Genomic DNA, 21,197 nt, shown 5'->3' with positions numbered 1-21,197 from the left:
ATGAGTGCGCTGCCTTACGCCTGGGCCAAGGCACACCGTATTCTGCTGCGTGAGGGCGAGGAGGGCGCGATGCTGACGGTATGCCCGTCCACCGCGAGCTGGGCGATCGCTGAAGCCCGCCGTCAGTTCGGCCCCCTGCGCCTGGAGCGAGTAGGTGATGCCGAGATCGACGGCCTGCTTGCCGGCGCCTATGCCGACACAGGCAGTGCCGCCGCCGTGGTGGGCGCGGCGGAAAACGAAGTGGACCTGGACCGACTGATGCAGGACATCCCCGAGATCGCCGACCTGCTCGACACCCAGGACGGCGCACCGGTGATCCGCATGATCAACGCCTTGCTCACCCAGGCGGCGCGGGACGAGGCGAGCGACATCCACATCGAGCCCTACGAAAGTCATTCGGTGGTGCGTTATCGGGTCGACGGCACGCTGCGCGATGTAGTGTCGCCACGCAAGGCCTTGCATGGTGCACTGATCTCGCGGATCAAGATCATGGCGCAATTGGATATCGCTGAAAAACGCTTGCCCCAGGACGGTCGCATCGCGCTACGTGTGGCCGGGCGGCCTATTGATATCCGGGTGTCGACGGTGCCTACCGGGCATGGCGAGCGGGTGGTGATGCGTCTGTTGGACAAGCAGGCGGGTCGCCTGCAACTGGAAACCCTCGGCATGGCGCCCTCGGTGCTGGCCAGGCTCGACAGCCTGATTCGCCAGCCCCACGGCATTGTACTGGTCACCGGGCCCACCGGCAGCGGCAAGACCACCAGTTTGTACGCCGCCCTGGCACGGCTGGATGCAAGTACCAGCAATATTCTCACCGTAGAAGACCCAGTGGAATATGACCTGCCGGGTATCAGCCAGATCCAGGTCAATGCCAGGATCGACATGACCTTCGCACTGGCCCTGCGCGCGATCCTGCGTCAGGACCCGGACGTCATCATGATCGGTGAAATCCGCGACCTGGAGACCGCGCAGATTGCGGTGCAGGCCTCACTCACCGGGCACTTGGTGCTGGCGACGTTGCACACCAACGACGCAGTGTCCGCCGTCAACCGCTTGCTGGACATGGGGGTCGAGCCCTTCTTGCTGGCGTCGTCAATGCTCGGCGTTCTGGCTCAGCGTCTGGTACGCCGGCTTTGCCTGCACTGCAAGGAAGAAGATCAGGCCCGTCCGGGAATTTGGCGTGCGCCTGGATGCCCGGTATGCAACCACACGGGCTACAGCGGCCGCACCGGTATTCATGAGCTGTTCTGCATTGACGATGACATTCGCACGCTGATCCACCAGGGGGCCGATGAACAGGCGCTCAAAGCCGCAGCACGCCGTGCGGGTATGTTCAGCATGCGTGAGGACGGCGAGCGCTGGGTCAGTAGCGGCGTGACCGCGCCCGAAGAAGTGCTTCGCGTGACACGGGACGCCTGATGAATCGCTATCGTTTTGAAGCTGCCGACGCCACGGGCAAGGTCGAGATCGGGCATCTGGATGCGGACAGCCCGCGTGAAGCCTTCAGCCTTTTGCATCGGCGCGGCTTGACCGCATTGTCGGTACAACTTGAGAGCAGTGACGGGGCCGCGAATACCGGGATTTTCGCCGCCAAACTGTCAGACAACGACCTGGCCTGGGCCACGCGACAACTGGCCAGCCTCCTCAGCGCGAGCCTGCCGCTGGAGGCGGCGTTGAGCGCCACGGTGGAGCAGGCCGAGCGCAAACACATCGTCCAGGCCCTCAGTGCGGTGCGTGCCGATGTGCGTAGCGGCATGCGCCTGGCGGACGCCCTGGCCGCGCGGCCACGGGACTTTCCGCAGATTTACCGTGCACTGATTGCGGCAGGAGAGGAGTCCGGCGATCTGGCCCAAGTGATGGAGCGGCTCGCCGATTACATCGAAGAACGCAATAACCTGCGCAGCAAAATCCTCACCGCATTTATTTATCCCGGGGTCGTAGGGCTGGTGTCGGTTGCTATCGTGATCTTCTTGCTCAGCTACGTGGTGCCGCAAGTGGTCAGCGCGTTTTCCCAGGCACGCCAGGATTTGCCAGGGCTGACCCTGGCCATGCTCAACGCCAGCGATTTTATTCGCGGTTGGGGGTGGCTGTGTTTGAGTGCCCTGGTGGCGGGCTTCTGGGGCTGGCGCGTGTACCTGCGCAACCCTGTGGCCCGCTTGGGCTGGCATCGGCGCGTGTTGCATTTGCCGCTGATCGGGCGGTTTGTGCTCGGGCTCAACACTGCGCGGTTCGCGTCGACCCTGGCGATCCTCGGTGGCGCCGGGGTGCCGCTGCTGCGCGCACTGGAAGCAGCGCGCCAGACCTTGTCCAACGATTGCTTGAGCCAAAGCGTGAGTGACGCCACTGCGAAGGTACGTGAAGGGGTCAGCCTGGCCACGGCGTTGGCGGTGGAGAAAGTATTCCCGCCGCTGCTGATTCACCTGATCGCCAGCGGTGAAAAGACCGGCTCGTTGCCGCCGATGCTCGATCGTGCGGCGCAAACGCTGTCTCGCGATATCGAACGCCGGGCGATGGGCATGACGGCACTGCTTGAGCCTTTGATGATCGTGGTGATGGGCGCGGTGGTGCTGGTGATCGTGCTGGCAATACTGTTGCCGATCATCGAGATCAACCAGCTGGTGCAGTAGGCGCACGCACAAAAAAGCCCTCGTCGCCAAGGGCTTTTCAACTCACTGAAGTTGCACTATCGCTTAGAGCTTGCCGGCTCCGGCTTTCGCTTTGACGTCCGCGGCGACCTTGTCGGCAGTCAGCGGGGTGTAGCTGTAGGGTGGGGTCCAGCCGATGCTCGAACTCCACGAGCAACTCAGTGCGCTGCCGTTGAGGGTCGAGCCGGTGTCACGATAGACGCTACCGCCGTAATCGCCGGCGATCTTGTCGCAACCGCTGATACCTGCGATCTCGAAGGCGTTGCGTTCGGAGAAGATCTTCGAGTTCTTGCCCACGCCATGGGCATAGGAGAACGGGTACACCTTATGACTGGTGCTGCCCACATGGTAGTTGTTGTACAGATGCACCTGGCCGTAGCGCACGCGGGGTGCACGGGCGGAGATGTTTTCGAACAAGGTGTTGTGGATGGTGACCTTGAGCTTGCCATCATCGGTGGTGCGCGAGTCGCTGGAACCGATCAGGTTGTTTTTTTCGTGGGACTTGAATGCCGAATACGAGATAGTGACGAAGTTAGCACCGTTCTTGACGTCCAGTGCGCCATCGTGATGCTGCTTGGGGCGGTTGCTGGCGGTACCATTCTGATCATCGGTACGGCGGCCATCGGTAAAGGTCACGTGATCGACCCACACGTTGTTGGCGCCTTCGACGGTCAGGCCATCGTACTCGGAGTTCCAGTTGCCGTCGGCACCATCGTTCTTATCAAAGATCGGCTCGGGGTCCCATGGGTTTTCGATGGTGATGTTGCGGATGATCACGTCATTTTCTTTCGCGTAAAAGAAACCTTCACGAATCTCCGCATTCCCGCCGATGCCCACGATTGTGGTCTTGCCGGGAATGTCCAGGCGGCCGCGAACTTTCATGTCAGCCGTTTTGGTGTAAACCTTGCCTTCGCTGACGTCGATAATGCCGGTGATCTTGATGATGCGACCGTTGCTGCCTGCCGAAGCGCTGAGGGCTTTTTTCAGTTCGGCCGCGTTTTTAACGCTGTAGATGTCGTTCGCGGCAGCCCGGGAGCCGCCTTTGGTCCCGCCATTCTGCGTGGCCCAGCCGGTCGTGGCGACGTCCAGCCAAATGTCCGCTGCATGTGCGGGAACGCTGGAAAACAGCAGGGCGCCGAATACGGCACTGGCCAATTTGCAGGCGGGGAAAGTTGAGGGTTTTGTCATGAGTAATCAGATCCTTGATTAACTTGAGTTCTAAACGCGCACAGGGTTTGCGCGTTTCTCGAGCGGACGTCCTTGCCACCGGTGCAGCGAATCGAACGTCCGCTGCATGAGAAATACTATCATGTGTCTCATGTGTTGTCGTACAACTGATTGCTTTATGACGCCGAGAACGCCTTGAACATGACAGATCGTGATCTGGTTCGAGTTCCGTTCCTTTCACGGTGCAATAGTTCTTGGCTATAGCCTGATTGTGGCAGTGCCCCGTTGTCCTGATTTACCCCTTGCACGGGCGTCGCCAGTCGTGGACGTGGTCGTGGAGGACCCGATGCTCCACGTTATATCTATCTATCCCTCCAACGATAATTCATTCCCTAGGCTGGCTGCTTCGACAGCTACCTTTGAAGAGTGACTTCATGTCTGAAAGCAATCCACTGCTACTGCCCTGCGACTTGCCACCGTTCTCAGCCATCCGAGCGGAACACTTGGTGCCCGCCATTGAGCAGATCATCGCAGATAGCCGCAACACCACCGCCACGATCATTGCCAGCCAGGCGTCATTCCCCACCTGGGACGACCTGGTGCAAGCAGTGGAAGCACTGCAGGCACGCCTGGATGGCTTTCTCAACATCATCGAGCTGCTTGACTCCCTTCCCCAGGGGCAGACATGGAAGCTGGCATCACACCGCAGTTATGAGCGTGCGATGCAGTACCGCGCCGAGTTGGCCGCGAACAATGACCTGTACGAGCTTCACCGACAACTTGCCGATAGCCCGATCGCAGCCCTGTTCGATCCACAGCGCCAACGTGCCTTGCATAAGATACTGCGCAAGTACCACTTGGCCGGCCTTGATCTTTCGCCAGAGAATCAGCTGCGGCTCAAAGCGCTGAACCTGCAAATCGATGAATTCAGTCAAGAGTTCCTGCGCCGTGTAAAAGACTCCAGCGACGCATGGCGTAAGCACATTCAAGACAAAGTGCTGCTCAGCGGACTGCCTGACACGGCGCTGGCACGCATGGAGGTTGCGGCTCGGAACGCAGGCCTGGATGGCTGGTTATTGACGCTTTGCGAGCAGTCCTTTCAGGAGGTGATGAACTACGCCGACCATCGAGCCTTGCGCCAGGAAATGATGGAGGCTTACTACAGCCGTGCCGTGGGCAGCGGTCCTGACGCCATTGGCACCGACAATGAACTGGTTCTGACCGTGTTGCTCGACAGCCGTCACCAGAAAGCCCAATTGCTGGGCTATGCCAACTTCGCCGAACTGGCGCTGGTGGAACAAATGGCGGAGACGGCCGATGAGGTCACTGCATTTTTGCATCAACAGATTGATCAGGCACGCACGACATTTGCCCATGACACACAGCAACTGCAACGCTATGCCGCGCAACGAGGAATCGATGCGCTGGAACCCTGGGATTACGAATTTTTCGCGGAAAAAATTCGCCAGGACGTGGCGGGTGTTTCTCAGGACGCGGTGCGCAACTACTTCCCGTTGGAAACAGTGCTGCAACGATTGTGCACGTTCGCCAAAACCCTGTTCGGCGTTGAGCTGATCGAACAAACCACTGTCGAGACCTGGCACCCGGACGTGCGGGTATTCGAACTCAGGGAGTACGGCGAGCCCATCGGACATCTGTTTATTGACCCTTATCGTCGCGTGGAGGGCGGCGCGATTGGCGTCGCCTCGGGCTTGCGCAGTCACCGGATGACGGCCGAGGGGCGTCCACAACGGCCCATAGCCGTGCTACGCAGTCAATTGCCACGACCTACAGTGACCCAGCCTTGCTTGCTGGGTCACTTGCAATTGAGGGTCTTGTTGCATGAGTTCGGCCACTGCCTGCAGCACCTGTTGACCGCCGCCCCCTATCGGGCGATTTCCGGTATAGGCCAGTCAGGCCACGACGCGGCGGAATTTTTCGGCCAGGTGCTGGAGCAGTTCTGCTTTACGCCGTCGTTTCTGAGCTGGCTATCGGCCCATGTCCAGACGGGAGATCCTTTGCCTGACGATATGGCCAATCATATAAGCCGATTTATTCACACCCAGACCAGCCGGGAAACAGCCAGTCTTTTGCTCACCGGCCTCGTCGACTTCGAGTTGCACCGTACCTACGGCGACGGGCGTACACCCCGTGAGGTGTTCACCCAGGCCAACGCTGAAATCGGTTATTTACAGTGGCCTGATAGCGCCCGTCCGATCAACCGCTTCGAACAACCGATGGGTAGCTATGGGGCCAAACTGTATTCCTACACGTGGTCCGGTGTCCTGGCGCGCCAGGCTTTTGAACGGTTTGAACGTGATGACCTGTTCAACCCGGAGACCGGGAAAGCCTTCCGGGACGCGTTCATCACTGAGGGGGATACCGGTACGCTGTTGAGCTCACTCAAGCTTTTCCGGGGCGAAGGCGAACGATGCGTCGCGCATTCTGCGGGGGCATGAAGCGCTGGTGCATATGTAGTCCCTCGGCCGAAACTTGAAACGCCAGAGTGATTCTCTCAGATCACTAACGGCTGCTCACCTCGGCAGCCAATCCGGCATGGAGAGCATTCAATGGTCACTGACAACCCACCGTATTTTTTCAGTGAAACCCAAACCGATCGCACGCAACTAAGTGAGCGCCAACGTACGCGCAACTTTACCCTCAAGGACCTCGACTGGCTCGACTCCGTCTATCTGGCCAACGATGCTTTGCGGCGGGCACAAAAAGTGCCGATGCACGTCCAAACCCTGCAACTGAACGTGCTCGGTCAACCGGCTATTGAGCTGGCGGGCGCATTCGTAATGAGCCCCGCCCCGCAAGGCGGGGTTTTTCTCTATACGCCAGCTCGTGGTCTGGAAAAGCTGGAAAGCCATGAAACACTCAAGACGCAACTGGGGTCGTGGCTCAAAGACTCGTCGCAGCGCCAAGCGTTGCTTGATTATCTCTCCCTCTCTCAGCAAGTCGCCCTGACGCCCACTGCGCCCGTGACTATTACTGCACATACCGTGGCAGGCGCTGTCTTTGAGGCACAACAAACGACCCTTTCCAACAATCTGCTTGAGAATGCCCGTCTGATGCGCGAGGAGCTGCTCAAGCTGCCCAGTTTCACTTCTCTGCTGGATGAATACATTGCCACGCAATTGGCGCGATCTTTTACGGGTGTCGATCCGCGCCAAATCCAAGTGCAGAGTTATGTCATCGGTTCATCCAGCGAATCTACGTTCCGACACATGAACACCCGCACCTTGAGCGAAACTGTCCTCAGGCATTTCGTCGCCAATGGCTGGCCTGTGGGACAAACCCGGCGCTATTACAACCCCCAACACGTCGCTGATTCCCAGCAGCCTGACGATCAATTGAGTTGGGATGCATCGGTCCAGGGATTGGCCCAGGGCTTGAAAACACATATGAAGCAACAGCCCAAGGCATTTTGGGAGCAGCCTGCTTGCACCGGGGCCTCGCGGCTGCAATTTTTTACCGACGCCATGGCCAACGCCTTTTTTACACACACGCTGGACCAACAACAGCAAACGACGATTACGGTTGACCAGCGTTTGCAACTGCAGGCCTTGCCGCTCAAGGCTGCGCGCTCCGCGCCAATGCTTGCTCCCGCCATTGATGTTGAAAAGGCACTGCTGAAAGAGCCTGAACAGCCCCCCTCCGAGCTGGCAGGCACGCTCATCATCAGCAGTAACAAAAGCGATAACGGCTCGACCTGGCTGCTCTATACCCCCCACCAAGGCCTGCGATCGTTTACCGAGCTGGGCGCCCTGAAAACCCACCTCCTCGATAGTCTCAACCCCCGGCAGCATGCCGATGCCTGGAGAAAACATCTGTCCAGGTTGGAGCGCTACACCGAAGTGAACCTGCTGGCCTGTGACGTCACCACAGCCCCGATCACCGGCGTTATTTTCCAAAGCATCATGGAGGGCATCATTGAAAAACAAGGTCGCAACCTTGAATACGCCCTCGATCAGTATCGCCTGAGCCAGGGCACGATGAACCTCGACGCCTTGGTCGATCATGTGCTCGATGTGCGTGGCATGATTGATCCAAAATTACCGAGCTTCGAATCCATGGGGCGTTGGAGTACTCAGTTGGCAGAGACCTGGACTGCGACGGTGGCTGAACCCAGGGTCCCACCCACGCTTGCTGCAATGCGCACAACGGTGCATTTACTCGAAAACGTCACCGCCGAAATCGAACAACACCTATCGTTTCGCCCCTCGCTGGAGCGTTCCGTTATCACCTGTCTCAATACGAAACTGTACGCTATCAAGCAGCACCGCCTGGAGGCTGCGTGCCTCTCGGTACGCCGATACAGCAACCCTTCGAGTGACACCGACAAACCTCGACTGCTGGCATCGAGCAGCATGGTCGACTATTTTCTGGCGCGCCTATGTGGCGAAGTGGGTCCACCCATCGATTCGCTGAACACCCACGTCTATTCAACCGCTCCTGACAAACCCGCCACCAGGATCTCAGGCGTGGACGCCGCTACCTTCAATACGCTGATCAACAGTGCAGTCGGCGGGTTTAAACAGTACCTGCGTAGGACCCACAGCGTGTCCCCCAACATGCAGCCCTTGCTGAGAAAAGCAATGGAGATGGGCTTGACGGGGGAAGTGCAGGTCAGGCTATGGAACAACGCTTTATTGCCACTCGACTACGAAGTGCTCTTGACCGTGTTAGGTATTTACGCCAGAGACTTACGCCTTAGCGTCAATGGGTTCCGCCCTGATGCGTTTTCTTTGAGGGTCACACCTGCCGGGCAAAATACCCCGCAGGTACTCACTAACTGTTTCGTGCTGACCGAGCGCGGCGGGCTTGATCCTCGATATTCCGGCCGCACGCTGCTGTGGACGCTCGCGTTGGGCCTGGAAAGTTTCTACTCATTGAATGACTTCAAAGCAGAGATGGACCGACGCCTGGCAGTCCCGGACGAACGGCAGGTTTTCCTGGCGAACCTGGCGACACCTGACTGGGATTCACAGCCGAGTTATGCACTCAGCTCCCTTGAACTGATCAAGGACAACCTCGTCGAGCACTTGCAACGAACCTACGCACAACAAAATGACCGTGAGCTGGCGAAAATCCTGTCCATGAAGCTGTCGGTCGAACAGTTGCGCAAGCTGTGGCAGGTTCACGCCACACAAAACCTGGCGCCCACCAACGTGCAGCGTGCCATGGACATGGTCCAGGCCATGATCCTGCAACAGGGTTTGCAATGGCTGGGCAAAGCCAGCGCTGTCGATCAACAACTCTATGCCGAATCGTTGGAGCAGTATCGAAACAACGTCACCGACAATCAGGATTACCTGCACGGGATCGATTCGCTGGCTCAGTTTACGCGCAAGAAACTCAGTACCTTACTCAAGGCGCTTGACGATCAGGACAGCGTCACACCTGACGAAGTCGAAGTCGGGCTGCCGGCGCAGGGCAGTACGCCTGCCCGCAACCAGTCGCTGCTGGACTATGTCTTGAGTCATCAGTCGTATTGGAACGATGAGGTGCCCCTGTTCGCCAGCACCGGTACAACGCCGTTGCCATCCACTCTGGATGCGCAGACGCTGAAAACGCGGATACAGGCGCTGAACATCAATGCGGCTTACCAAACGTACATCCAATCCTTCCTGGGTCCTGCCAGTCCGGACGTTGGCCAACGCTTCACGCGATTCGCCAGACAACTGCCGTGGCAACTGATGCAATACGCTCACGGCATGAGGTTGCAAGGCCAGCTTTCACCGGCGGCCTTCGGGCTCATTCAACAGGTCATGGACATGCCCGATGCGACCGCCCGTGCGACAGTGGTGGGCGCCAACGCCATGATCCGCCGTCTGGAACTGTTGGTCGATGCCGGGAAAAAAACCGTCAGGATCCCTGGGGTTTACCTGATCGGTTCCGCCTCAGGTGAGGAGGGCCCCCAGGTCCTTTATGCCCCCTATAGCCCAGGCTACACCCTCAAGGAATATACCGTTGAGGCTGCACTGCGTGCTGAGTTGACAGCCTCCGGCGCCTTACAGCGTTGGATTCGGCAGGTGGTCCCGGCCGTTGACCACGTGGCACTGACAAGCGCGCTGGAGCAATCCCAAGCCAGCACTGCCCTCCAGCTGGCATGCAACCCCATCGACGCTGCGCTGTTCAAGCAGTTGTTCACCGACAATGTCGAGCTGCTGACAACGCTGCTGGGCTGCCAAAAAACGGCAAATGCAGGTACTGCCTGGGAAACCGCCAAGACTGTATTCTCGGAAGGTGTGCAGCAGGCAATTGTGTTTTTTGCCGGCAAACTGGCTTACCCCTTGGTGGTCTGGCAGAGCCATAAACTGTTCAAAGCGTCTGCCGAAGAGCTGCAAAGCCATCACTGGCATGAGGCAATGGGGCATTTTATCGGCGGTGTGGCCTTGCTGGTCGGTTTGCGCGATTCCATGCCTGCCGTATCGGAGGGCGGGATGATCCCGGCACCCGAACCGATGCTGTCGCCTCACACACCTGCGACCTCTGTGGTGTCCTGGCCCGCGCTGGACATTACCGCTGCGCCACGCACCCGGCTCCAGCGTTTCGAAGTCCTTGAGCCGAGCTTGGCCAGCCTGACTAAAGACACCACACTCAACCTTTACCGCTCGGCCTCCAACCACTACTACGCGGCGGTTGCAGGGAAAGTGTTCCAGGTCATCAAGCACGGCCTGGAATGGCGTATCGCCGGTGACGGCGAAGTCGGCCCTGTGGTGCACAGCAACACCCTACAACAGTGGATGCTCAGTAGCGCCGGCCCATTGCTGACGGGGCGGCGGACAATTGCACGATTGACCAATCGTTTCTACTCCGAGCCCATTGCGCGCTCCAGTATGAATATATTGGCCAGCGGAATGCGCGAGATTCGAGCGCTTTACCCTCGGGAATCCTGGGTTATTACCGATGCACTTGCCTTGGCGACGTTTTATGCAAAGAACGCCCAGGAAAATGTGCGCCTGATCGCACATACACCCCTTGCTGCACCTGAGCTCGTCAAACAAATCAAAACGTTTTTCGGCTTGCAGACGCTCGAGGTCCAGCACCTTGAAATAATCCAGGAGATCGTCGATAAGGTGTGCAGCGCGTTGATGGAGCCCTCACTGACCTCCCCGAACTCAACGCGATTTGTCATTGGCCGTTCGCGGATGCCGGCCCTTGGGGGCGTACAAACGTTGATGGCCTTTACCATTGTCCCCGACCCCCTTCAATTAGTGTACTTGACCGAGGTGTTTTTCAGCCCGGGGCTCAAATACAGTCATTTGTTGATAAAACCGTTCTATGTCAGCGTCCATGCCCGTGCGGCTACCCTCATTCACGAAATCACGCATCATGTCTGTGCGACGTTGGACTTGGCTTACGTACATTCAACCCATCCCTTTCATGACCTGATTGATCCCCAAACGCCTGAGGGCAGCAACACTAAAGTGGCCCTGGAAAACCGCCATCTTTCAAGACTTTCGCTCAATACCCCGACCCATAAGTTGTTCCAAGTAGTCGATATTGCAACCGGCCTCAAGACAGACCCTATGATGGGCACGTCAACACAACCTGTGCTCGACAGGCTGCTCACCGTCACTGGCACCCAAACCCTCGTCGAAGCCCGGCGGGTTTTCCGTAGCGATCCGCTTAAACGCATCATTACGGTACTTAACAACGCCGACTCCATCGCCTACTTGATTGCACAACTGGGACGTCGAAAAGAGATACCTGTTGGCCTGACCAGCGATTCGCCCTGATTCCGCGCGCACGCCATATTCCGTTTTTGTTCAGTGCACGGGGCCAGGACACCAGGCCGGTCATCCAATGGTCATAAAACAGACGGAAGGCATATCAGGATTCTAAAGTTGCGAGGCACTGGGCAGATAACCCCTATGTCGTCTATATCCGCAACACTGTTCAAGGATCGAACTCATGACCCAGCGTCAATCCGTGCGCATTCCCCTCCCTGGTTACCCGCGTTTTTGCTGGTTTGCTCTCATCCCGGTAGTGCCCGCCGTTGTGTGGTTGCTGGTGCAATCAGCCTCCACGGCCAACCTGGTGGCCTGTGCGGTATTGGTGTTGATGGGTCTCGGTGCCTGTGCCTGGAGCACAGGTTCACAGCGCAAGGCTGTGTTGCGCGCGATGTCGCGGGGGCAGGCGGATCGGTCAACGGTGGACGCAGCGCACAATGGCATGGCTTCTCGCGCACAGCTCGATGAAGTGTTGCTGGGCGCCATGCCGATCTGGGCCAAGCAGGTGGAAAGCTCCCGGCATCAGACTGAAGAAGCGATTGTAAGCCTGGCCAACCGTTTCACCGGGATCGCCGCGCGATTGCAGGAAACGGTACAGGCCTCGCAGCAGGCTGCCGGCGAACTGGATGGGCAGTCCGCCGATGGCGCGCTGGAGGTGCTGGCGCGCAGTGACAGCGAACTGAGCCAGGTGATCAACTCGCTCAAGGCCACTCAGACCAGCCGTGACCAGACCCTGGCCCAGGTCCGCAGCCTCACCGCCTATACCAAGGAACTGCGCGCCATGGCCGCCGACGTGGCGGCGATTGCCGCGCAGACCAACCTGCTGGCCCTCAACGCCGCCATCGAGGCGGCGCGTGCCGGCGAGGCAGGGCGCGGCTTTGCGGTGGTGGCCGATGCGGTGCGCAGCCTGTCGAACAAATCCAGTGAAACCGGCCAGCAGATGTCGGCCAAGGTCGACATCATCAATAACGCCATCACGCAATTGGTGCAGGCCGCGTCCAGCAGTGCCGACCAGGACAGCCACTCGGTGGCCGAGTCCGAAAACAGCATTCAACGGGTGCTCGAGCGCTTCCAGAACATCACCGGGCGCCTGGCCGACTCTGCCGACCTGCTCAAGCAGGAAAGCTACGGCATCCGTGATGAGATGACCGAAGTGCTGGTCAGCCTGCAATTCCAGGACCGCGTCAGCCAGATCCTCAGCCACGTGCGAGACAACATGCAGGCCTTGCATGACCACCTCCTGCAAGCCAGCCAGGCGCCGGACCAGGCGGTGGGGGTCGATGCCCGGCAGTGGCTCGCGCGCATGGAAGCCACCTACGCCACCGACGAGCAACGGCGCCTCCATCACGGAGCGGCGACCGCGCAGCAGCACTCTCAAGACATCACCTTCTTTTAGGAGCACATCATGGCGAAGAATGTATTAGTGGTCGACGACTCGAGCAGCGTGCGGCAAGTGGTCGGCATTGCCCTGAAAAGCGCCGGCTATGACGTCATCGAGGCCAGCGACGGCAAGGATGCCCTGAGCAAGCTGACCGGGCAGAAAGTGCACTTGATCATCAGCGACGTGAACATGCCCAACATGGACGGCATCACCTTCGTCAAGGAGGTCAAGAAGCTGGCCAATTACAAGTTCACCCCGATCATCATGCTGACCACCGAGTCCCAGGAATCGAAGAAGGCCGAGGGCCAGGCCGCCGGCGCCAAGGCGTGGGTGGTCAAACCGTTCCAGCCGGCGCAGATGTTGGCAGCCGTGTCTAAACTGATCCTGCCCTGATCCCCCGGCGCCAGGGAGGCTCCCATGCCGATAACCACTGAAACAGTCGACGACACTGCCCGCGTGCGCATTGACGGCGAGCTGACGATCTACACCGTGGCGGAACTGGCGGGTGCGCTGCTGCCGCAGATGGGCGCGGCACCGCGCCTGGAGCTGGACCTGTCGGAGGTCACGGAAATCGATGGCGCCGGCTTGCAGTTGCTCGCGGTCATCCAGCGTGAAGCCGGCGTCGCAGGTATTGCCTTGAGCGTGACCGGCCAGAGCCAGGTGGTCGTGCAAGCGCTCCAACTGTGTCGCAGCGCGGCCTCATAGTCAGCGCTTCCCACGTTTTTTGATCGACAAGGAAGGTCCCGGTGAGCATCAATCTCGATCAGGCACTGCAGACATTCATCGTTGAGGCACGCGAGCTGTTGCAGGCCATGGAGCAATCCCTGCTGCAACTGGAAAGCGAGCCCGGCGACGAGGACGCCATTGGCGCGATTTTCCGCGCCGCGCACACCATCAAGGGGTCGGCGGGCCTTTTCGGGCTGGCGTCGATCGTGGGGTTCACGCATATCGTCGAAGACGTGCTTGACCGCCTGCGCGATGGCGAAGTGGCGGTGGACGCCGTATTCATCGCGCTGTTGCTCAAGTGCGGCGACCATATGCTCGAACTGGTCGAAGTGGTCGCCAACCGCGGTGAGACGCCGACGCCTGCCGCTCTGGCGCGCGGTGAGGCATTGCGCGAGGCGCTGAGCGCCTACCAGCCGATGCGAACCGCCGCTGCCGGCGTCGCAACCGTTGAGGTGGCCGACGACGCGGCGGCCGAAGTGCTCTGGCACATCTCCCTGCGCTTTGGTGTGGACGTGTTCCGTAACGGCATGGACCCCCTGTCATTTCTGCGTTACCTCGAGACCTTGGGGCAGCTGATGCAGGTCACCACCCTGACCGACAGCATCCCGCCCATAGACCGCTGGGACCCGGAAAGCTGCTACCTGGGGTTCGAGATCGACCTGCGCTCGACGGCCAGCCACGCCACCCTCAACGAAGTGTTCGACTTTGTGCGTGACGACTGCGAGGTGCACATCAGTGCGGTGGACGAAGCGCCTGGGAGCACTGCGGTCGTTGCTGGCGAACGGGTCACCCAGGCAGAGCAGGGCCTTGTGGCGACGACACCGCAGCGTTCTGTCGCCGCCGGCGAGGCGAAACCGCGCGACGGCAATTACGTGCGGGTCAACGCCGACAAGCTCGACGAGCTGATCAATCTGGTCGGCGAACTGGTGATCGCCAGTGCCGGCTCAAGCCTGCTGGCCCGCTCCTGTAACAACGACCCCTTGCAAGAGGCGACCTCGACGGTATCGGCGCTGGTCGAAGAGATTCTCGATGGCGCTCTGCACCTGCGCATGATCCCCATTGGTGACACGTTCAACCGTTTTCGCCGTGTGGTGCGCGATATCAGCCAGGAGCTGGGCAAGGACATCGAGCTGATCATCAGCGGTGCGGACACCGAACTGGACAAGACCGTGGTCGAGAAAATCGGCGACCCGCTGATGCACCTGCTGCGCAACGCCATGGACCACGGTATCGAAAGCGCCGAGGCACGGCGTGCGGCCGGCAAGCCGACCAAGGGCCACCTGAGCCTCAATGCCTACCATGACTCGGGGAGCATCGTCATTGAAATCGCCGACGACGGCGCCGGGCTCAACCGCGAACGCATCCTGCAAAAGGCCCAGGAACGCGGGCTGGTGGCCAGCGGCGCGGTGCTGACCGACCAGGAGATCTACAACTTGATCTTCGAAGCGGGGTTCTCCACCGCCGAGGCGGTGACCAACCTGTCCGGGCGCGGCGTCGGCATGGACGTGGTCAAGCGCAATATCACGTTGTTACGCGGCACCGTCGACCTGGACAGCCGCCCCGGCGAGGGCACGGTGGTGCGCATCCGCTTGCCGCTGACCCTGGCGATCATCAATGGGTTTCTGGTCGGCATCGACCAATCCACCTATGTGATTCCCCTGGACATGGTCCAGGAATGTATCGAACTGGACGAAACCCGGCGCCAGTCCAGCCACGACAACGGCTATCTGGACCTGCGTGGCGAAGTCTTGCCGCTGGTGGACCTGCGCAAACACTTCAGCCACGAAGGCCCGGCTGCACGGCGCCGGAACGTGGTGGTGGTGCGCTACGCCGAGCATAAGGCCGGGCTGGTGGTGGATGACCTGCTCGGTGAGTTCCAGACCGTGATCAAACCGTTGGGCAAGCTGTTCGGCGCGCTGCGCGGCATCAGCGGCTCGACCATATTGGGCAGCGGAGCCGTGGCCCTGATCCTGGATGTACCGGCACTGCTCAACCAACTCGTACAACTGGAAGCCCGCACGCCCCAGGCGCCTCAATCGCCGCCGGTCGTCGTTCGCTGACGCATAAGCAATTCCATGGAGGTTCCCGATGAAATGGTTCTACGATCTTAAAATTTCCACCAAGTTGATCAGCTCGTTCCTGGTGGTCCTGGCGCTCACTGCGGCCATGGGCGGCTTTGCCATCCTCCAGCTCGGTGCGGTCAATCATGCGGCCCAGGACATCAAGGGCAACTGGATGCCTTCCATGCGTGCAGCGGCCGGCATGCGTTTTTTTGCCGCCAACTATCGCTTGAAGGAAAACCGCCACCTCGCGACCGAGATCGCCGAGGAAAAGGCCCAGGCCGAACGTGAAGCCGCCGAGGCGCGTCAACAGTTCGACACCCGCATGGGCACCTATGAGCAGTTGCTGTCGAACGATGAAGACCGCCAACTGCTGGCCAGCGTGAAGAGCGCGTGGGACGCGTACCTGGCGAGCAGCAAGCAAGTGCTCGAGTTTTCCCGGCAGAATCAGGAAGCCCAGGCGCGCGGTTTGCTCAGGGGAGAGTCCAAGGGGCATTTCGATGAAGTGACCAGCCGCCTGCAGAAAATGGTCGAACTCAATGACGCCGGCGCGACGGTGGCGGGTGACAAGGGCGCGGCGCTGTACGAAAACGCACGCCTGTCGATCATCGCGGTGCTGGTCGCAGCCTTGTTGATCGGCCTGGGCCTGGCGGTATTTGTTGCCCGGATTATTTCCCGCCCCCTGAGGCAGGCCGCAACCGCCGCCGAACAATTGGCCGAAGGCAACCTCAACGCCCACATCGAGCCGGGTGCCAAAGACGAAACCGGCATGGTGCTCAACGCCATGCGCAACATGGTCGGCAAGCTGGCGCATATCATCGGCGAAGTGCGTAACGCCGCCGATAACCTGGCCAGCGCCTCCGAACAGGTCAGCGCCACCGCGCAATCGATGAGCCAGGCCACCAGTGAACAGGCCGCCAGTGTCGAGGAAACCAGCGCCTCGGTGGAACAGATGAGCGCCAGCATCAACCAGAACACCGAGAACGCCAAGGTCACCGATGGCATGGCCAGCAAGGCCGCCAAGGAAGCCACCGAAGGCGGCGAGTCGGTACAGCAGACCGTGGTGGCGATGAAGAAAATCGCCCAACGCATCAGCATCATCGATGACATCGCCTACCAGACCAATCTGCTCGCCCTCAATGCCGCCATCGAGGCCGCTCGGGCCGGCGAGCACGGCAAGGGCTTTGCCGTGGTGGCCGCCGAAGTGCGCAAGCTGGCCGAGCGCAGCCAGGTCGCGGCCCAGGAAATCGGCGAGCTGTCGTCCAGCAGCGTGGACATGGCTGAGAAGGCCGGCAAGCTGCTTGACGAAATGGTGCCGTCCATCAACAAGACCTCCGACCTGGTGCAGGAAATCAGCGCCGCCTCCGAAGAGCAGGCCGCCGGTGTCGGGCAGATCAACACGGCGATGACCCAGCTCAACCAGGTGACCCAGCAAAATGCTTCGAGCAGCGAGGAGCTGGCGGCCACGGCCGAAGAAATGAGCAGCCAGGCCGAGCAATTGCAACAAGCCATGAGCTTCTTCGTGCTGGATTCAACCCCAACAGCTGCGGGTCAAAGCAGCAGCGTCGACAGCCCCGGCAGCAAGCCCGGCCGTCAGCCGCCACGCCCGAAACCACAGGCACCACGCAAGGCCTTTGCCTACAACATGGCCAGCGCACCTGACGAAGCGGACTTCACCCGCTTCTGATCCCACGATCGAGACGGGCCAACAAGGAGAGTGACATGGGCGCAGTGATGACGACTCGGCAGACCGCGGTTGCGGTGGATGAGGACGCGCAATACCTGACCTTCATGCTGGGCGGTGAAATGTTCGCCATCGGCATTCTGGGCATCAAGGAAATTATCGAATACGGCAGCCTGACCGTGGTGCCGATGATGCCGGCGTTCGTGCGCGGGGTGATCAACCTGCGCGGCGCGGTAGTGCCGGTGGTGGACTTGTCGGCGCGCTTTGGGCGGGCCAACTCGGCGATTACCCGGCGCTCCTGTGTGATCATCATCGAGGCGAATACCGACGACGGTCGGCCTCAGGATATCGGGTTGCTGGTCGACACCGTTTCTGCCGTGCAGGAGATCCCGGCCGCGCAGATTGAGCCGCCGCCCAGTTTCGGCGCGCGGATTCGCGCCGATTTCATCGGCGGCATGGCCAAGGTCGACGGCAAGTTCGTGATTGTGCTGGAGGTGGAGAAGGTGCTGTCCATCGATGAGATGTCCAGCCTCGCCGAGGGCGGCCAGGCGGCGGCCCTCGACCTCGATCCGCGTTGAGTGTCGACCATGCCAGATACCGCCTCCATCGATGATCGTGAATTCGGCCAGTTCCAGAGCTGGCTGTACCGTGCGGCCGGCATCAACCTGTCGCCGGCCAAGAAAGCCCTGGTGGCCGGGCGCTTGTTCAAGCGCCTCAAGCACTACGAACTGCACAGCTACGGCGAATACTTCAAGCTGATCATGAGTGACCAACGCAAGGGCGAACTGCAGGTTGCCCTGGATCTGTTGACCACCAACGAAACCTATTTTTTTCGCGAGCCCAAGCACTTCGACTTCCTGCGCCAGCAAGTGCTGCCCAAGGCCGCGCCGGGCAAGGTATTTCGCGTGTGGAGCGCGGCCAGTTCCTCGGGCGAAGAACCCTACAGCCTGGCGATGACGTTGGCCGAGAGCCTGGGCACTACGCCTTGGGAGGTGGTTGGCTCGGATATCAGCACCCAAGTGCTGGCCAAGGCGCGCAACGGCCACTACGCCATGGAGCGCGCCGGCACGCTGCCCCAGCTGCTGCTGACCAAGTACTGCCTCAAGGGCATCGGCCGCCAGGAGGGTACGTTCCTGATCGACAAGGCCTTGCGTAACCGCGTCAATTTCGTGCAGGTCAACCTGAACGAGGCGCTGCCGGCCCTGGGCGAGTTCGAGGTGATCTTCCTGCGCAACGTGATGATCTATTTCGACCAGCCCACCAAGAGCCAGGTGGTCGCGCGTCTGTTGCCGCTGCTCAAACCCGGCGGTTATTTCGTCATCAGCCACTCCGAAAGCCTCAACGGTGTCAACGACACCTTGAAGCTGGTGGCGCCGTCGATTTACCGCAAGCCATGAAAAAACCAGTCGATGCGGGCGAAGTGGTGTTGGCGCCTGGGCAGGTCAGCTTTGCGACGCGGCCGACGCGCCTGCGCACCTTGCTCGGTTCCTGCGTGGCGATCACCTTCTGGCATCCGCAACGGCGGATCGGCGGCATGTGTCATTTCATGCTGCCGGGGCGAGCGCGCAATCATCAGCCCCTGGACGGCCGCTATGGCGACGAAGCCCTGGAACTGCTGCTGCGCCACGCGCAGGCCAATGGCACGGGTGCACAGGATTACGATGTCAAATTGTTCGGCGGCGGTGAGATGTTTCCCGATCACCCGCGCCGCCTGCCGACCCACGACGTGGCCAGCCTGAATATTCGCGCGGCGCTGGCCCTGGCCGAGCGCTATCAATTGCACCTGACGGCCCAGGACATGGGCAGTACCGGTTACCGCACGATCCTGTTCGACCTGTGGAACGGCAACGTCTGGGTCCGGCACCAACCGATGGGAACACTTCAACAAGATGCCTACCAAAAAAATCAGTGTGCTGCTGGTCGATGACTCGGCCGTGGTGCGCCAGGTACTGCTGGCGATTCTCGCTGACACCCCGGATATCCATGTGATGGGCGCCGCCTCCGACCCGATTTTCGCCATGGATAAACTCGCCCGGGAATGGCCGGATGTGATCGTGCTGGATGTGGAAATGCCGCGCATGGACGGCATCACCTTTCTCAGGAAAATCATGAGCGAGCGGCCGACACCGGTGGTTATCTGCTCGTCGCTGACCCAGAAAGGCGCGCAAACCTCCCTGCAGGCGCTGGCGGCGGGTGCCGTGGAAATCATTACCAAGCCCACGACCGGCTTGAAGAATTTCCTGATCGAATCGGCGGCCGAGTTGGTGGCGGCGATCCGTGCCGCGGCTAACTCCAACGTCAGGAACCTGGGAAAGCGCAGCGTCAGCCCGGCCCAGTCACCTTCACCGGCACCTGCCGGCAAGCTCAGCGCGGATGCGATCCTGCCCGCCGCCAATGGCCAGGCCATGGCGCACACCACCGAACGCATTGTCGCCATCGGCACCTCCACCGGCGGCACCCAAGCGCTGGAGGCCGTGCTGAGGGCGCTGCCGCGGGTATGCCCGGGCATAGTGATCGTGCAGCACATGCCGGAAAAATTCACCGCCTCGTTTGCCGAGCGTCTCAACAGCGTCTGCGAGATCGAGGTGCGCGAAGCGCGCAACAATGACCGCATTCTGCCCGGCCTGGCCCTGATCGCCCCCGGCGGCAAGCACCTGATGGTCACCCGCAGCGGCGCGTATTATCACGCTCAGGTCATCGATGGGCCGCTGGTCAACCGGCACCGGCCTTCAGTGGATGTGCTGTTTCGCTCAGTGGCCAGGTTCGCCGGCAGAAACGCCACGGGCATCATCATGACCGGTATGGGCGACGACGGCGCGCGCGGGCTCAAGGAGATGCTTGACGCCGGCGCCACCACGGTGGCGCAGGACGAGGCCAGTTGTGTGGTGTTCGGCATGCCCAAGGAGGCGATCAAGCTCAACGCCGCCCAGCGCATCATGGCGCTGGGGGATATTCATCGGGCGATTTTGCATAAGTGAACGTGAGTTCCAGGCTGCATTGATCGCCCATGGCACCCTAGGTATCTTCACAACTTTGGTGCGATGCCGGATCTGTGGTGAGGGAGCATGGCGGACTTGGAGCCGACCGGGATTTTGTGTCGATCCTGGTCCAAATGTGGGAGGGGGCTTGCCCCCGATGGCGGCCTCAGAGCCGACCGGGATTTTGTGTCGATCCTGGTCCAAATGTGGAAGGGGGCTTGCCCCCGATGCGGCCTCAGGGCCGACCGGGATTTTGTGTCGATCCTGGTCCAAATGTGGAAGGGGGCTTGCCCCCGATGGCGGCCTCAGAGCCGACCGGGATTTTGTGTCGATCCTGGTCCAAATGTGGAAGGGGGCTTGCCCCCGATGCGGCCTCAGGGCCGACCAGGATTTTGTGTCGATCCTGGTCCCAATGTGGGAGGGGGCTTGCCTCCGATGGCGGCCTCAGGGCCGACCGGGATTTTGTGTCGATCCTGGTCCCAATGTGGGAGGGGGCTTGCCCCCGATGGCGGCTTCAGGGCCGACCAGGATGTTGGATCAGATCGAGTACATATCCGTTTCTGCGGTCACGGCTGGTATGGGTTCCGCCCTTACGGCGGCTCACTTTTGAAAAGCGCAAAAGTAAGCAAAACGCTCTTGCCCCACCACTCGGCACCTCGCTTGGGCTCGGTGTGCCCTCTCTCCGGCTTGAATCCGTGGGCCGCCGCAATGGGCCATCCATGGCCCAGTGCGGCTAACCCGGCGTCCTGCCGGGTTGCCCACGGATTCAAGCCTGCGTTCGGCCAGCGTGGTTTAACGGGGCGCCTGAGATCAA

Annotated in this window: 14 protein-coding genes; 13 read left to right on the top strand and 1 reads right to left on the bottom strand. The window is 60.4% G+C overall.

Annotated features, from left to right (window positions below):
* Positions 1–1,419 carry a type II secretion system ATPase GspE gene (gene gspE, locus TU82_RS22965; protein WP_057725536.1) on the top strand — a complete coding sequence of 473 codons (1,419 nt, stop codon included), beginning with the start codon at positions 1–3 and terminating at the stop codon, positions 1,417–1,419.
* Positions 1,419–2,627 carry a type II secretion system inner membrane protein GspF gene (gene gspF, locus TU82_RS22960; RefSeq protein ID WP_057725535.1) on the top strand — a complete coding sequence of 403 codons (1,209 nt, stop codon included), beginning with the start codon at positions 1,419–1,421 and terminating at the stop codon, positions 2,625–2,627. Before gspE ends, gspF begins: the two co-directional genes overlap by 1 nt.
* A 63-nt stretch (positions 2,628–2,690) precedes the next feature.
* Here the strand turns inward: gspF and TU82_RS22955 are convergent, their stop codons facing one another.
* Positions 2,691–3,833: a pectate lyase family protein gene (locus TU82_RS22955; RefSeq protein ID WP_057725534.1), complete on the bottom strand. Its 1,143-nt coding sequence runs from the start codon at positions 3,831–3,833 to the stop codon at positions 2,691–2,693.
* Between the two features lie 398 nt (positions 3,834–4,231).
* On the opposite strand from TU82_RS22955, the gene TU82_RS22950 reads away from it, so the two are divergent.
* From TU82_RS22950 to TU82_RS22900, 11 genes are all read left to right on the top strand, one after another.
* Entirely contained in the window at positions 4,232–6,271 is a 2,040-nt protein-coding gene (locus TU82_RS22950) for a M3 family metallopeptidase (RefSeq protein WP_156421690.1), read from the top strand.
* Between the two features lie 111 nt (positions 6,272–6,382).
* Positions 6,383–11,560 carry a dermonecrotic toxin domain-containing protein gene (locus TU82_RS22945; RefSeq protein WP_057725532.1) on the top strand — a complete coding sequence of 1,726 codons (5,178 nt, stop codon included), beginning with the start codon at positions 6,383–6,385 and terminating at the stop codon, positions 11,558–11,560.
* 175 nt (positions 11,561–11,735) lie between these two features.
* A complete protein-coding gene (locus TU82_RS22940; protein WP_082632073.1) occupies positions 11,736–12,950 on the top strand; it encodes a methyl-accepting chemotaxis protein in 1,215 nt (404 codons plus the stop codon).
* Positions 12,951–12,959: 9 nt separating this feature from the next.
* Positions 12,960–13,328, top strand: coding sequence for a response regulator (locus TU82_RS22935; RefSeq protein WP_010446480.1), 369 nt, complete (start codon positions 12,960–12,962; stop codon positions 13,326–13,328).
* 24 nt (positions 13,329–13,352) lie between these two features.
* Complete coding sequence (locus TU82_RS22930; protein WP_057725531.1) at positions 13,353–13,640, top strand: STAS domain-containing protein; 288 nt, start codon at positions 13,353–13,355, stop codon at positions 13,638–13,640.
* A gap of 41 nt (positions 13,641–13,681) precedes the next feature.
* A complete protein-coding gene (locus TU82_RS22925) occupies positions 13,682–15,721 on the top strand; it encodes a chemotaxis protein CheA (protein ID WP_057725530.1) in 2,040 nt (679 codons plus the stop codon).
* Positions 15,722–15,749: 28 nt separating this feature from the next.
* Positions 15,750–17,408, top strand: coding sequence for a methyl-accepting chemotaxis protein (locus TU82_RS22920; protein ID WP_057725529.1), 1,659 nt, complete (start codon positions 15,750–15,752; stop codon positions 17,406–17,408).
* Positions 17,409–17,443: 35 nt separating this feature from the next.
* Positions 17,444–17,983: a chemotaxis protein CheW gene (locus TU82_RS22915; protein ID WP_057725528.1), complete on the top strand. Its 540-nt coding sequence runs from the start codon at positions 17,444–17,446 to the stop codon at positions 17,981–17,983.
* Positions 17,984–17,992: 9 nt separating this feature from the next.
* Positions 17,993–18,802 (top strand): CheR family methyltransferase, encoded by an 810-nt coding sequence (locus TU82_RS22910; protein WP_057725527.1) that lies wholly within the window; start codon positions 17,993–17,995, stop codon positions 18,800–18,802.
* The gene (gene cheD, locus TU82_RS22905; protein WP_057725526.1) at positions 18,799–19,332 is read left to right on the top strand and encodes a chemoreceptor glutamine deamidase CheD; all 534 of its coding nucleotides are present in this window, start codon (positions 18,799–18,801) and stop codon (positions 19,330–19,332) included. Before TU82_RS22910 ends, cheD begins: the two co-directional genes overlap by 4 nt.
* Positions 19,295–20,383: a protein-glutamate methylesterase/protein-glutamine glutaminase gene (locus TU82_RS22900; RefSeq protein ID WP_057725525.1), complete on the top strand. Its 1,089-nt coding sequence runs from the start codon at positions 19,295–19,297 to the stop codon at positions 20,381–20,383. Before cheD ends, TU82_RS22900 begins: the two co-directional genes overlap by 38 nt.
* Positions 20,384–21,197: the final 814 nt, after the last annotated feature.

Origin of the sequence: Pseudomonas orientalis (assembly GCF_001439815.1) — a bacterium.
GTDB classification, from domain to species: Bacteria; Pseudomonadota; Gammaproteobacteria; order Pseudomonadales; family Pseudomonadaceae; genus Aquipseudomonas; species Aquipseudomonas orientalis.
The sequence above is the reverse complement of the archived record's forward strand: the minus strand, read 5'-3'. Positions and strand labels throughout refer to the sequence as shown.